Annotated in this window: 15 protein-coding genes; 3 read left to right on the top strand and 12 right to left on the bottom strand. The window is 55.5% G+C overall.

The window, feature by feature from the left end:
* Positions 1–268 precede the first annotated feature (268 nt).
* Complete coding sequence (locus tag QWI16_RS04340; RefSeq protein WP_302711529.1) at positions 269–721, top strand: DUF2147 domain-containing protein; 453 nt, start codon at positions 269–271, stop codon at positions 719–721.
* A 96-nt stretch (positions 722–817) separates the two neighbouring features.
* Here QWI16_RS04340 and QWI16_RS04345 read toward each other — a convergent pair whose 3' ends face one another.
* Genes QWI16_RS04345 through QWI16_RS04385 form a run of 9 tightly spaced genes read right to left on the bottom strand, consistent with a single transcriptional unit; the run spans position 818 to position 8,360 of the window.
* Positions 818–1,612, bottom strand: a complete 795-nt coding sequence (locus tag QWI16_RS04345; protein WP_302711530.1) for a MipA/OmpV family protein — start codon at positions 1,610–1,612, stop codon at positions 818–820.
* Positions 1,612–2,487 (bottom strand): Hsp33 family molecular chaperone HslO, encoded by an 876-nt coding sequence (hslO, locus tag QWI16_RS04350; protein WP_302711531.1) that lies wholly within the window; start codon positions 2,485–2,487, stop codon positions 1,612–1,614. The genes QWI16_RS04345 and hslO overlap by 1 nt, the downstream gene beginning before the upstream one ends.
* 11 nt (positions 2,488–2,498) lie before the next feature.
* The gene (locus QWI16_RS04355; protein ID WP_302711532.1) at positions 2,499–2,954 is read right to left on the bottom strand and encodes a DUF4124 domain-containing protein; all 456 of its coding nucleotides are present in this window, start codon (positions 2,952–2,954) and stop codon (positions 2,499–2,501) included.
* 15 nt (positions 2,955–2,969) lie between these two features.
* A complete protein-coding gene (locus QWI16_RS04360; protein ID WP_302711533.1) occupies positions 2,970–3,365 on the bottom strand; it encodes an RNA-binding S4 domain-containing protein in 396 nt (131 codons plus the stop codon).
* A gap of 4 nt (positions 3,366–3,369) precedes the next feature.
* Positions 3,370–4,032 carry a GMP/IMP nucleotidase gene (yrfG, locus tag QWI16_RS04365; RefSeq protein WP_302711534.1) on the bottom strand — a complete coding sequence of 221 codons (663 nt, stop codon included), beginning with the start codon at positions 4,030–4,032 and terminating at the stop codon, positions 3,370–3,372.
* A gap of 35 nt (positions 4,033–4,067) precedes the next feature.
* Positions 4,068–5,141 (bottom strand): efflux RND transporter periplasmic adaptor subunit, encoded by a 1,074-nt coding sequence (locus QWI16_RS04370; protein ID WP_302711535.1) that lies wholly within the window; start codon positions 5,139–5,141, stop codon positions 4,068–4,070.
* A gap of 18 nt (positions 5,142–5,159) precedes the next feature.
* On the bottom strand, positions 5,160–6,425 hold the full coding sequence (locus tag QWI16_RS04375; protein WP_302711894.1) for an ABC transporter permease: 1,266 nt from the start codon (positions 6,423–6,425) through the stop codon (positions 5,160–5,162).
* Complete coding sequence (locus QWI16_RS04380; protein ID WP_302711536.1) at positions 6,425–7,663, bottom strand: ABC transporter permease; 1,239 nt, start codon at positions 7,661–7,663, stop codon at positions 6,425–6,427. Before QWI16_RS04380 ends, QWI16_RS04375 begins: the two co-directional genes overlap by 1 nt.
* Positions 7,656–8,360, bottom strand: coding sequence for an ABC transporter ATP-binding protein (locus QWI16_RS04385; RefSeq protein ID WP_302711537.1), 705 nt, complete (start codon positions 8,358–8,360; stop codon positions 7,656–7,658). Before QWI16_RS04385 ends, QWI16_RS04380 begins: the two co-directional genes overlap by 8 nt.
* Before the next feature lie 160 nt (positions 8,361–8,520).
* On the opposite strand from QWI16_RS04385, the gene nudE reads away from it, so the two are divergent.
* Positions 8,521–9,081, top strand: coding sequence for an ADP compounds hydrolase NudE (gene nudE / locus QWI16_RS04390; RefSeq protein WP_302711538.1), 561 nt, complete (start codon positions 8,521–8,523; stop codon positions 9,079–9,081).
* 136 nt (positions 9,082–9,217) lie between these two features.
* Entirely contained in the window at positions 9,218–9,451 is a 234-nt protein-coding gene (locus tag QWI16_RS04395) for a hypothetical protein (RefSeq protein ID WP_302711539.1), read from the top strand.
* 22 nt (positions 9,452–9,473) lie between these two features.
* Here the strand turns inward: QWI16_RS04395 and QWI16_RS04400 are convergent, their stop codons facing one another.
* The 3 genes from QWI16_RS04400 to moaA are packed head-to-tail and all read right to left on the bottom strand — an operon-like array spanning position 9,474 to position 12,271.
* Positions 9,474–10,673 carry a molybdopterin molybdotransferase MoeA gene (locus QWI16_RS04400; protein ID WP_302711540.1) on the bottom strand — a complete coding sequence of 400 codons (1,200 nt, stop codon included), beginning with the start codon at positions 10,671–10,673 and terminating at the stop codon, positions 9,474–9,476.
* 13 nt (positions 10,674–10,686) lie between these two features.
* Positions 10,687–11,190 (bottom strand): molybdenum cofactor biosynthesis protein B, encoded by a 504-nt coding sequence (gene moaB, locus QWI16_RS04405; protein ID WP_302711541.1) that lies wholly within the window; start codon positions 11,188–11,190, stop codon positions 10,687–10,689.
* A 46-nt stretch (positions 11,191–11,236) separates the two neighbouring features.
* The gene (gene moaA / locus QWI16_RS04410) at positions 11,237–12,271 is read right to left on the bottom strand and encodes a GTP 3',8-cyclase MoaA (RefSeq protein ID WP_302711542.1); all 1,035 of its coding nucleotides are present in this window, start codon (positions 12,269–12,271) and stop codon (positions 11,237–11,239) included.
* Between the last annotated feature and the right edge of the window lie 198 nt (positions 12,272–12,469).

Genomic DNA, 12,469 nt, shown 5'->3' on the forward strand with positions numbered 1-12,469 from the left:
GCAAAACACCTTCTCGCGCCATCCGCAAAAACAAGCGCGCACCCCAGGCTGGGAATTAGCCAAATGCTGGCAGTCCGCCATTTGAGCCGACTCTTTGCCTGAACGCCTTTTCAATGACACCTAGAATCTCGCTAAGCGGCGCCACTCTTTGCAAGTCAGCTTAGTAAAACTACCCGGAAGCGGCACCCACAGGGCTGGTTGTCAACTGGAAAACCCGCAGTACCGCGCTATAGTTGAAGGGTCTACCCTTGGAAGTGGAGGTGCCGATATGCCCAGTCCAATATATCGCTTCGCGATCGCCTGTATGATTTTTTCAGGCTCACTGCTCGCCAAGGCCGCTCCCGTAGAGGGTCAATGGATGACTGTAGACGACAAAGATGGCACCAAAAAAAGCATTGTCGAGCTACGCGTCACGGAGGAGGGCAGCCTTGAAGGAAGGATCCTGACTCTGCTGCAAGAAAAGAGCAAAGGCAAAACCTGCGAAAAGTGCCCGGGTGAGTTTAGAGACAAACCACTGGAAGGCCTGAGGTTTATGTGGGGTCTAACTCAAGAAGAAACCGGACAGTGGACCGAGGGACAAATTCTGGACCCGAAATCCGGCAAAGTCTATAAGGCGAAAGTGAGCTTAAGTGACGATGGGCAGACTCTGACGGTTCGCGGCTTTATCGGCTTTTCCCTTTTTGGTCGCAGCCAGGTCTGGCAGCGTCATGATGCCCTTTAAAACAACGCGCACTATACAAAACTTGGGCAGAGCTGCACCGCCTGCCTCATGAACTCCTTCGTGAATTCAGCGTGATGAGAAACCGCTGAAACTAACTTACAAAAACACCCAGCTAATGGCAAAGCCGGCGGTCACATTGTGTTCGGTTTCGACCAAGGGGCTATCGAGAAAATTCGTGCCCTGAATGTTGGAGTATCGCGCGTAAAAGGCGTACCAATAGTCCGAGAACCGACGACTCAAAGCAAGCTGACCGTTAAAGCCATTGTAACCGCTGGAAGCCTCAAAGGCAGGCCGCTCTGGCAGAGCGTATTGAGGTTTTACGGTGTAGTAGTAGTCGTGATACTTGCCGCTGGCAAAAACGGGGCCGGTGCGCAGCGTCCAGCGCCATCCTCCTTTAAAGGCCCTGCGATAAACCAGAGAAGGCGCACTCACCAAGCCGATATAATCCGGCGAGCCATCACCCAGAGCGATAACTGCTCGCAAGGGTATGGTCACCGACAAACCGTCGGAGAAACTTTCGCCCGTGAGATTGATATTAAATGCCGGCCCTGCTTCAAGGGTTGAGGTCAGCTCCGGCATGCCTTCGCGCAGGGAGTTTTTATCGCTGTCCGGCGTGACCGATAGTGCCATGCTGGCGTTCAACTCAAACCGTTCTGTTCGCAAAAAATCCCCGCGCACACCATCGCGGTCCGTACGAAACACCGGCCCACGGTAAACCACATAGGGAATGGGTGCGATATAGTCACGGTAGCTCTCAGAGCCTTTATAATCCGGCGAGACAATTCCGCCAACACCTATACCAGCCTCCCACCGTTTTTCAGTGGGCGGCTCAGCGAAAACCATACTCGATAACACGCCAGCGAGGACACAACAATAGCGAAGGGTTTTCATCAGTGCAGGGTATCCTCACCGAACATCTCGCGGACATCGGACGTATCAAAACGGTAGTGTTGATTGCAAAACTGGCAGTCAATATCGATCGCACCCTGCTCCACCAATAACTGCTCGACCTCCTCTCTGCCAAGAGACTGCAAAGCGGCCAGGCTGCGCTCGCGCGAGCAGCTGCAGGAAAAGCGCAGCTGCGCCGGACTGAAAAGACGGACCGATTGCTCATGGAAGAGCCTGTACAACAGCTGACTGTGCTCAACGCCCAAAAGTTCGTCTCGAGTCAGTGTGTCGGCCAGGGCAACAGCGGTCTGCCATTGATCGCGATTGACTTCGACACTGTCAGCGACCTGCAGGGGCAATGCCTGAAGCAGCAAACCGGCGGCGGCCTGGTCATTTGCCTCCAACCAAAAGCGGGTCTCGAGCTGCTCGGATTGACGGAAATAGTGCTCAAGGCAACCGGCCAGCGTCGGGGCGTCCAGAGGCACCACGCCCTGGTAGCGCTCACCCTGAGCCGGGTCGAGAGTAATCGCCAAAACGCCCTTACCCAGTAGCTGCACAAGAGAGAGATTGTCTTGATCAATTTCAACTCCGGGGCGGGGACGGACAATGGCGCGCACCTCGTTGTGATGCGTGCACTCGGCCATAATCAGCGCCAAATCACCTTCGCCACGCGCCTGCAATGTGATCACACCGTCAAACTTCAAGGTGCTGGAGAGCAGGGCAACGGCTGCCACAAACTCTCCTAGCAGTTGCTGAACCGCCACCGGGTAGTCATTGTGCTGCAGTACTTCGCGGTAACTGGTGGTTAAAGTTACCAGTTCACCGCGGATATCACATTGGTCAAAGATAAAGCGATGCAACAAATCTGTGCTGATCATAAAACCTCAAGTCAGTTGGACGCGACACCCGAGCAATGCTTCTCGACGTAGGCTTCCATTTCTGCCTGACGTTCCTGGCGTTCGCGCTCGGAAACATCCACCATTTCTCCGTTTTCATCGATAAATTGAACGGGGCCACTCACTGCACGCAAGTACTCGCGCGCCTTACGGCAGTGCTCTTTCAATGCTTGCTCCCTCTCAGAAGCCTGGCGCTGCTCGGCCGGGCTCGGCTCCAGTGGCTCATCTGGAAATACGTGCCGCAAAGCCTCGCGCTCCTCGTGGCTATCGTCGATGTTGACGGGCTTAAGCTTGTCGTCAATCACCTCGGCATCTTTGGCCGAGTTGTCCGCGGGCTGCCTATCGCTGTAATGCACCTTACCGTTGGCGTCTGTCCAGCGGTACAGTTCTGCACTTGCCCCCGCACTCAGCAATAACACCAGGGCACCAATTACTCCGGAATACGTCATTATGCTCTCCTTTGCTTAATCCTGTTGGTCATCCATATCGCGTTTAAAACGGTGAATTTGACGACGTTGCTTTTTGGTTGGTCGCTGCTCACTGATGATAAAGCTGCCCAAGCCCGCCTTGCGCTCCAAAGCGCGTTTTTCTCGCAGCGCTATGCTGCCATCGGTCTCACGATAGAGCCTTTGGGCCTCCGGAGCACCACGGCGCTGGTCGGACAGGGCGATCACCTCAACCGTTTTATCGTCCCATCCCTGGCGAATCGTCAGCATCACACCCGTTCCAATTTCGCGACTGGGCTTGATTTTCTGACCGTCAACCGCGATTTTACCACCCTCAATGGCCTGTTTGGCGATACTGCGGGTTTTGAAAAAGCGCGCCGCCCACAGCCACTTATCGATTCGAACTTTTTCCATACGATCAGGAACTCACCGGCGGCGGCATAATCTCACTGAAATGCTCTATGGCCGGATAGCCTTCAACGCGTCGTTCGATCTGGCTGTCGGGCTGATGAATGGCCAACAGGTGCGCGATGCCATAGTCCCTGGCCGAATCGAGCACGCGCAGAGTGTCATCGATAAACAAGGTGCGATCAGCATCGAATGCTTCGCGCTCGGACAGGGCCTGCCAAAACTCCTGGGCTTCTTTGGGATGGAGGAACTCATGGGACGACACGATCAAGTCCATGCGCCGATCAATTTGAGTAACATCAAACTTGAGAGACATGCTCTGCGGATGGGCATTGGTCACGAGCATGACCTGTTTGCCATGGTCCCGCAGCCGGTCGAGAAAATCCTCCACATGAGGCCGGATCTGGATCTTGTGCTTTATTTCTTCCTTGAGCGCGCGGATATCGAGTTTCAGGGTCTCTGACCAAAACTCCAGGCAGTACCACTGCAAGCTGCCCTGGCGGGAGGCTATCTGGCCCGCCAGCTCTTCTCGCACCAGATCAAACGGGCGCCCGTGGATCTCGGCGTAGCGCTCTGGCAGGTGTTGCACCCAGAAATAATTGTCAAAGTGCAAATCAAGCAGGGTACCGTCCATATCCAGCATGACGGTGTCTATCGCCTGCCAGTCGATCATACATCACCTCCGAGCGCCCGGGCGGTTGTCTCATTTCACAGTTCCTTGATTTTATCACTTTCCTTAAGCCCAGACACAATTTCGATCTGAATGCCGTCAGAGAGTCCAGTGGTCACTTCTCGACGCTCAAACTGCTGAGGCCCCGTCTGCACCTCCACATAGTGTTTATCGTTTTCAATTATCAGGTTACCCTCATTGATAGCGATAACCGCTTCACGCTTGTCCAGCACAATGTCCGCATTAGCGCTGTAGTTGGCCCGGAGGAACAGCTGTTCACGCAAGTCGACCGCTGCACGAATCTGAAATTTAATCGTTCCCTGATCCTGCACGCCTTTGGGCGAGATGTATTCCAGCACCGCGGAGAAGGGCTCCCCTTCTAAAGCCCCAACGTCCAGCAGCAACTCCATCCCCTCTCGGATTTTCCCCACCTCGGCCTCATCCACCATACCCTCAAAAATCATGTCATTCATATCCGCCAGGGTTGCTACCGTGGTGCCGGAGCCAAAGGTACTGGATTCAACGATAAACGCCCCCTCTTTGTTCGGCACGTCGAGGATCATGCCGTCGCTGGTGGCCCGGATGACATTGGACACCAGATCGGACTTTTTGGTGGCCCCTTCTTTAATCAGCAACAGGTTGTTCTCCGCCGAGTTCACTCTTTCGCGCTTGAGCTCGTAATCAAGCTGAAATCTATTGTATTCAGACGCTGAGATTAGCTTTTCCTGCATAAGGTTTTTTTGCCGCTCGAGTTCCTGCTCGGCATTTGCCAGGCTGATCCGCGCACTCTCTAACTGGGACTCGGCATTATTCAGGGCAATCATATTTGGTGCCAGAGAAATTCTGGCGATTACATCACCTTTTTCTACCGTGTCGCCGGCGATCACAAACAGCTGATCAACCACACCGGAAACCTGCGAAGTGACATTGACTTCCTTTCTGGGAATCACCTTTCCGGTAGCCACCGTCTTTTTCACAATATCGGTGACATAGGGTGAAACCACCTCAAACACCTCGGGCTTTTCCCTGGATTTATTAAACAAAAAGACCCCAGTGCCAACAAACACAGCAAGCACGATAAGCGAAAGAAAAATTAAAAAGACTTTTTTCATAGTGATTTCCAGTTTCTGTTATTCGTCCTGCAAAGCGACAATGGGATCTACCTTGGCCGCTTTGCTCGCCGGCAGCAAAGAGGCCAGCAACCCCGAGACAATCAATACCCCCACCGCAATCAAAGCGGTAGAAAAATCCACTTCGGGCCGGCGAAACATATCTGAGCCACCAGTGGCCTCGAGCCCCATAGAGACAAGCTCCAACAAGAGCACGCCAACCACCAGCCCACAGTAGCCCGCCACCGCGGTAATCAACACCGACTCCTGAACAATCAAGCTGACAATGGATGCCGGCGTAGCACCCAGCGCTTTGCGCACGCCTATTTCGCGCGTGCGCTCTTTGACCACGATCAGCATGATATTACCCACACCAATGGCGCCAGCCATGATCGTACCTACGGCCACCAGCCAGCTGAAAAAGCTGATACCGGTAAACAGGCCCTGAATTTTGTCGTACTCTTTTTGCAGATTGAAGCTCCCCAATACACCCTGATCGTCCGGGTGAATGCGTTTGCGCTCTTTCAAAAAGGCTTTTACGTCCTCCTCAGCCTTTGCTGCATGCACGCCCTCGGCCGGCAGAATAAACAAACTACCCAGCCAACCGACTTGGTTGAACGCGTACCTCAGGGTGTCGTTAGGCACGTAAATTTTTTCCTCTTCCTGAGTGGTGTTTCCCTGCGACAACGATTTAAAGGTTCCTATCACCTGAAAACTGATGCCATTGATAGTGATATTTTCGCCAATCACAGGCGAGTCTGGCTCAAACAATTGCTCTTTGACGCGCGAGCCAATAACGGCCACCTTGCGTCTTTCATCGGTATCAATTTTATTCAGGTAGCGGCCGTCAGTGACTTTCAGTGAGTGCATGAGCGCCATACCCTCGTGCGACCCCTGCACAAAGAAAGTACCATTATTATCTTTGTATACCGTATAAGGCGGCGTTCCGTTCCAGATGCCGACGCTGTTCTGCCCGCGCACATAAGCGGCACTCTCAACGTTTTGCAGCACTGCCTCTACATCTTCTGGCAATAGGGTGACGCGCCGGCCAATGCTCATGCCTTTATACGGGATCTGCGTTTCTCCCGCCGACCAAATCCACACACCATTAGGCACTTTGGGGAAGCCATCCATGACCCCATTTTCAAGCCCCTTGCCCGCACCGAGTAGAATTGAGAGCATAAAGATGCCCCAGAAAACCCCGAAGGCCGTCAGCGCTGTACGCAACTTGTGTTGACTCAGCGTGATGAATATTTCTCGCCACTTGTCGCCGTCAATCAGCTGCATCACTCCGCCCTCATCGCTTCTACGGGCGGAATTTTGGCCGCCCGCATGGCTGGCATAAATCCGGCCAGCGCCCCTACAGCCACCAAAAGAGTAAGCGCGGTTACCGCTACCGAAAAATTCACTTCGGGACGTTTAAAAAACTCCATTTCGGCGCCGCTAACTTGTATGCCGTAGGCCATCAGCTCCACCAGAGCCACCCCAAGCACCAAGCCTGCATAACCGGCAATACTGGTTACCAATATGGATTCCAACAAGAGTGTGCTGACAATGGAAAAGGGGGTAGCTCCCAGCGCCTTGCGGATACCGATTTCGCGGGTTCGCTCCTTAACGGTAATGATCATGATATTGCTGATGCCGACAATGCCGGCCATTAAAGTGCCGAGTCCGACAAACCAAATAAAGGCATTGATGGCCACAAACAAGCCTTTCACCATTTTCGCGGGCTCGGCGAAGTTAAACGACTGAATGGCCCGCCGGTCATCGGGCGAGACGCCATGACGCTTTTTCAGCAGCGCGATAATATCCTGCTCCAATGCAAAGCCATCAACACCGTCTTTGGGCCGAGCCCATATGACGTGCACTTGATTACCGCGACCAAACGTCTTGGTAAAGGTACTGTAGGGTACATACAGCCTTTCAGAATCCCTGCCATTGTTGTTGCGATCGTGAAAAACCCCAATAACGGTGAGATTGATGTTGTTCACCTGAATCATTTTTCCCACCGGATTGGCATCGGCGCCAAAGAGCCGATCCCGTACTGCAGTGCCAATCACAGCAACCTTACGTGTCTGGTGGTCATCGAGCAGGTTGATTGAGCGCCCGCTGGGAATCGGCACCTGATCGCGAATCTGGAAATACTTGTCGTCGATACCGAAGACATCAAAAAAGCCGGTCTTCTGCTCGTAGGTAACCGTGCCTTCACCCATCGAGTTGGCGCCGGTCACAAAGCGCACACCATCAAGCTGTTGGCGAATCGCCGCTATGTCGTCATCGGTATAGGCAATACGTCGACCCAGCCCATGCCCCTTGTAAGCAACGGCCGTGGTGCCGCTCCAGACAATAATGGTGTCCAACGCATTATCGGCAAAGCTGTCGAGCACACCATTTTGCATACCTCTGCCCGCACCGAGCAGCAGTATCAACATAAAGATGCCCCAGAACACCCCAAAGGCCGTGAGCGCCGTACGCAGTTTATTCTGGCGCAGGGTGTAGAGAATTTCCTGCAGGCCGTCAATCATGGCCAAAGGCCTCAGGCGTCGCCGCTTCAGTCACCGCATCCACAACTTGTCCGTCGCGCAAGACGATGCAGCGCTCGGTTTGGTTGGCGATATCCTGCTCATGGGTGACGATAACAATGGTGTTGCCGAGGCTGTGGACATGCTTCATAACAGCCATGACTTCAGCTGTGGTGCGGCTATCTAGCGCACCCGTGGGCTCATCGGCAAGAATCACTTTGGGCCGGGTAACCAGCGCACGCGCCATGGCGACTCGTTGTTTTTGCCCACCTGAAAGCTGGTTGGGCATATGGTCAGCCCGATCACCCAACCCCATCATTTCCAGGTATTCGGCGGCCCGGCGATTGCGCTCGCGCCGGCCGATTTTTTGGTAATAGAGCGGCAAAGCCACATTCTCAAGCGCCGATTTAAACGGCAATAAATTAAACGACTGAAAGACAAAGCCGATAAACTCGTTGCGCAGTAGCGCCGCCTGACGCTCTTTCAGGTGCTTGATTTCACGGCCTGCAAGGCGGTAAACCCCCTCGTCATGAGAATCCAACACACCGAGTATATTGAGCAGCGTCGACTTACCCGAGCCTGACGACCCCATAATCGATACCAACTCCCCCTCACGGATATGCAGATTGACCCCTTTGAGCACGTGCAAGCGCTGATCGCCTGTCTGATAGGACTTGTGAACATTCTCTAGCCTGATCATGGCCGGTCTTTCCTGTTGTCTCTTATATGATGTCGCGCACTGGGACGCTGCCGGCGGTCATAAAGTTGCATCGGCGTGTGATACTATTTCGCATCAACGGTGTCCGAGCACAGCGGATTGCGGAGCCGTCACCTAAGCCAACGGAGCCAGACCCCAGCCCATGCCTGAAAAGCCCAGCATCCTCAAGCGCGCCACCGTCGCCAAGAGCCGACTCTTTCGTGCCGATGAATTACACCTCCAGTTCAGCAACGGCGAAGAGCGCATCTACGAAAAACTCTGCAGCGGCGGCCCGGGTGCGGTATTGATGGTCCCGATACTCGATGATTCAACCGTGCTTATGGTACGCGAATACGCGGGCGGACTGGAGGACTACCACCTGGCCCTGCCCAAGGGCGCCATCGACCGTGGCGAAACCCCGGAACAAGCGGCCAACCGCGAGCTGAAAGAGGAGGTCGGCTATGGCGCAGCCTCGATTCACTGGCTGAAAAAAATCTATCTCTCGCCAGCGTATATGGAGCACCGCATTGATGTGCTGATCATGCGCGACCTCTACCCCGAAAGACTACCGGGTGACGAGCCCGAGCCTATTGAGGTTGTCCCCTGCGATATCAATAACCTGCTCGAACTGGTAATGCGCGAGGAGGTGGTGGAGGGACGAACCATCGCAGCTCTATTTATGGCAAAAGCCTGGCTGGCGCAAAACGCCTCAAAGGCGATATAACGCAAGCTTAGGCCAGTTAAATTCACTACCGCAAATTCGTCTAACGCAACCAAGGCACCCGTGCTAAGCTCAACGCTTAGACCATAATTCTTATTCACCTGACAGAACTTTGTTCGCGACACAACGGAAGGTTGCTATGGCACAGGCACGGCCGCACGCGCGGGACAACTTTGGCATCTCCATCAACATTACCCACACTGGCCGCCTGCGTCGCCAGCTGATCTCGGAAATTACCGGCCTCGAGCGCCAGGTGCACGAGCTCAAATTACAGGGCAAAGCGGTGGATTTTTCTCTGATGGCTTCCTACAAGGAGCTGATCACCAGCCGTAAAAAAATGCTCAAGCAGCTGCCCAGCTCCTGGTGCTGGTAAGCCTTAGTCTCAGCAGGCCCTATTACCACTGCGCGAGGGGCAGCACCTGCACCAGCTCGCCGGGCGAGATGCTTGCGCCTGCAGGTATGCACACCAGGCACTCAGCCCACACCACTGACGAGAGGGCGCCGGAACTCTGCTGCGGGTAGAGTTCTACTCGCCCATCGCTGACGCGAGCTCTGGCATACTCATCGCGCCGCCCTGCTCTAGGCCAATGGAAAGCCGCCGGTAACTGACGGTACTCCAACTCGCTCACCCGCTGCCCGCCAAGTGCCTGCAGCAAGGGCCGCACCAACAGTTGAAAAGCCACATACGCCGAGACCGGATTGCCGGGTAAACCCACCAGAGGCACTGAGCCCACCCGACCAAAGGCCAATGGCTTGCCCGGCTTCATGGCAATTTTCCACAAGCTCAATTCCCCAAGCGCCTGCACTGCCGCTTTGACATGGTCCTCATCACCCACCGAGACACCGCCGGTGGTAACAATCAGATCCGCCCCCTCGGCCGCCCGGCTCAGCATTTGCCGCGTCTGCGCGGCATCGTCCGCGACCCGATCCTGCGACACCACCTGACACCCGCACTGGCTGAGCAAGGCGGCGAGCATGGGTCGGTTGGAATTGTAGATTTGCCCGGGTTTGAGCTCCGCTCCCGGCTCGACCAGCTCGCTGCCGGTGGACAACAAAGCCACCTTAATGGGCTGATAGACAGATACGCGGTCACGGTTAATCGAGGCGAGCAGCCCCAAATCCTGCGGCCGCAACCTGTGACCGGCGGACAGCACCCGACTGTGCCGGGCAATATCCTGGCCCCGCGGGCGGATGTTGTCGCCGGGACGAGCCGCTGCCCGAAGCTCAATCACATCGCCGGTTCGCTCGACCTCTTCCTGAATCACTACTGCATCGGCCCCGGGGGGCAACTCGGCGCCGGTGAGAATCCGCGCCGCGCTACCCACTGCCAGGGGCGCGGGCAGGGTACCGGCCGCCACCGTTTGGCTAACCGGCAGGATCACACCTAAGAGGGCCTCTTGTGCGCGCACTGCGTAACCGTCCATGGCGCTGTTGTCGGCTGGCGGGACGTCAATGCCCGAGACAATATCCTCGGCCAGCACTCTGCCGAGCGCCTGCTCCAGAGGCACAGACTCCACCACCCCTCCGCGCCGCGCGAGGCCCTCGGCAATGATTGTTTGGCGCGCCTGTTCGACACTGAGCAGCTGGTTGGTCACGCTCTTGCTTCCGTCACACCAGTTGGCCAACAAAATTACACGGCCTATGACGCGCATCCAGCTGTTCTGCGATGATCGTCCAGGCCGTTTTACAGGCGCCCGTGGAGCCGGGCAGACAAAATATCAAGGTTCGGTTGGCCAGCCCCGCCGTGGCCCGGGACTGGATCGTGGACGAGCCAATTTCTTCATAGGAAATCTGGCGGAACAGCTCCCCAAAACCCACCACCGTCTTGTCAAAGAGTGGCTCCACCGCCTCGACCGTGGAATCGCGGCCAGCGAACCCAGTCCCCCCGGTGATGACGATAACCTGGCAGGCTGTATCGGCTATCCAATGGGAAACGCGCGCCCGAATCTGGTAGATGTCGTCTTTCACCAGCGCCCGATCAAACAGGCGGTGTCCAACGTGCGTCAGCAGCTCCACCAGAGCCTGCCCGGAGGTGTCTGTGGCGGCTGTGCGGGTATCGGATACCGTCAGCACACTGATACTCAGCGGAATAAATTCACTCGTTGCGCTCATTTTGGGCTCTTAGCGGATACTGAAATTGGGCGACCAAGAAAACGTATTAACCACCGGTCGCGTTCATAAACCGGACAATCTGCGGCTCATCGGCACTGAGGTCAAAGGTGTGCTCCCTGGGCTTGATAGCCACCGCCTCGCGTATGGCCTGCTGCAGATAACGGTCATCGGCGTGATTGCGCAGCACCTGCCGCAAATCCCGGCTGTGTTCCTGACCCAGGCACAGCAACAAGCGGCCGGTGGCCGTGAGTCTCACACGATTGCAGCTGGCGCAAAAGTTCTGACTGTGCGGGGAAATAAAACCGATGCGCGAATCGTAGCCCGGACTGCTCCAATAGCGCGCGGGCCCGCCCGATTGCGCTGCGCTGGCGACCAGCGTAAATTCACCCGCAATCTGTTCTCTGAGCTCGGCACTGGAGACAAACTCCGCCGCCCGACCGTGACTGTCGATTTTCCCGAGGGGCATCTCTTCAATAAAACTGATGTCCAGACCGCGCTCAAGCGCAAAGCGCACTAAATCCTTTGCCTCGTCGGCATTGCGATGCTTGAGTGCCACACAGTTAATTTTTATCCGCGCAAAGCCGGCTTGCTGGGCCGCTTGAATACCATCGAGCACCTTTCGCAAATCGCCAAAACGCGTAAGAGCGCGGAAGCGCTCAGCGTTTAACGTATCGAGACTAATATTAAGACGGTCGAGCCCCGCCTGCTTTAGAGGCGCAGCAAACTGATCGAGCCGCGTACCATTGGTCGTCATGCACAGCTCATCAATGCCCTCCAGTGCCGCCAGTTTTTCTACTAGGGTCACAATACCCTGGCGCACTAGCGGCTCACCACCGGTCAGGCGAATTTTGTTCACGCCAAGGCCGGCAAACACCCTCGCTGTGCGGACGAACTCCTCAATGCTCAACACCTCTGAGCGCGGTAAAAAGGTCATCTCTTCCGCCATGCAATAGACACAGCGAAGGTCACAGCGATCCGTCACCGACATGCGCAAGTAGCGGACCGTCCGATCAAATGGGTCCACCAGCGGTCCGGACACCTTCTCTTCAGCCTGCAAGGGCATAGCAACCTCGTAGCTCATCGATAGCACTCTCTAGCAAGACACCGTGCTAGCAAGACACCTTCCAACTTACCAGTTTAACAGCACTCGCCCACATTCTCAGGGGTTTCACAGCCACCGCACAGAGACTACCGCCCCAAGAGCGCCCAAACTGGTGCACCAAGTTGGGCTTATAGGGTCGAGACAGCCTCAATTTGCACCACTTTGGACACACCAAAG

It is taken from the genome of Gilvimarinus algae (genome assembly GCF_030518215.1).
GTDB classification, from domain to species: domain Bacteria; phylum Pseudomonadota; class Gammaproteobacteria; order Pseudomonadales; family Cellvibrionaceae; genus Gilvimarinus; species Gilvimarinus algae.

What these genes read in the sequence shown, in the direction of transcription:
- QWI16_RS04345 (WP_302711530.1), bottom strand. Translation starts at nt 1,612, where the DNA reads ATGAAAACCCTTCGCTATTGTTGTGTCCTCGCTGGCGTGTTATCGAGT.
- yrfG (WP_302711534.1), bottom strand. Translation starts at nt 4,032, where the DNA reads ATGATCGACTGGCAGGCGATAGACACCGTCATGCTGGATATGGACGGT.
- nudE (WP_302711538.1), top strand. Translation starts at nt 8,521, where the DNA reads ATGCCTGAAAAGCCCAGCATCCTCAAGCGCGCCACCGTCGCCAAGAGC.
- hslO (WP_302711531.1), bottom strand. Translation starts at nt 2,487, where the DNA reads ATGATCAGCACAGATTTGTTGCATCGCTTTATCTTTGACCAATGTGAT.
- moaB (WP_302711541.1), bottom strand. Translation starts at nt 11,190, where the DNA reads ATGAGCGCAACGAGTGAATTTATTCCGCTGAGTATCAGTGTGCTGACG.
- QWI16_RS04380 (WP_302711536.1), bottom strand. Translation starts at nt 7,663, where the DNA reads ATGATTGACGGCCTGCAGGAAATTCTCTACACCCTGCGCCAGAATAAA.
- QWI16_RS04395 (WP_302711539.1), top strand. Translation starts at nt 9,218, where the DNA reads ATGGCACAGGCACGGCCGCACGCGCGGGACAACTTTGGCATCTCCATC.
- QWI16_RS04340 (WP_302711529.1), top strand. Translation starts at nt 269, where the DNA reads ATGCCCAGTCCAATATATCGCTTCGCGATCGCCTGTATGATTTTTTCA.
- QWI16_RS04370 (WP_302711535.1), bottom strand. Translation starts at nt 5,141, where the DNA reads ATGAAAAAAGTCTTTTTAATTTTTCTTTCGCTTATCGTGCTTGCTGTG.
- QWI16_RS04375 (WP_302711894.1), bottom strand. Translation starts at nt 6,425, where the DNA reads ATGCAGCTGATTGACGGCGACAAGTGGCGAGAAATATTCATCACGCTG.
- QWI16_RS04360 (WP_302711533.1), bottom strand. Translation starts at nt 3,365, where the DNA reads ATGGAAAAAGTTCGAATCGATAAGTGGCTGTGGGCGGCGCGCTTTTTC.
- QWI16_RS04355 (WP_302711532.1), bottom strand. Translation starts at nt 2,954, where the DNA reads ATGACGTATTCCGGAGTAATTGGTGCCCTGGTGTTATTGCTGAGTGCG.
- QWI16_RS04385 (WP_302711537.1), bottom strand. Translation starts at nt 8,360, where the DNA reads ATGATCAGGCTAGAGAATGTTCACAAGTCCTATCAGACAGGCGATCAG.
- moaA (WP_302711542.1), bottom strand. Translation starts at nt 12,271, where the DNA reads ATGAGCTACGAGGTTGCTATGCCCTTGCAGGCTGAAGAGAAGGTGTCC.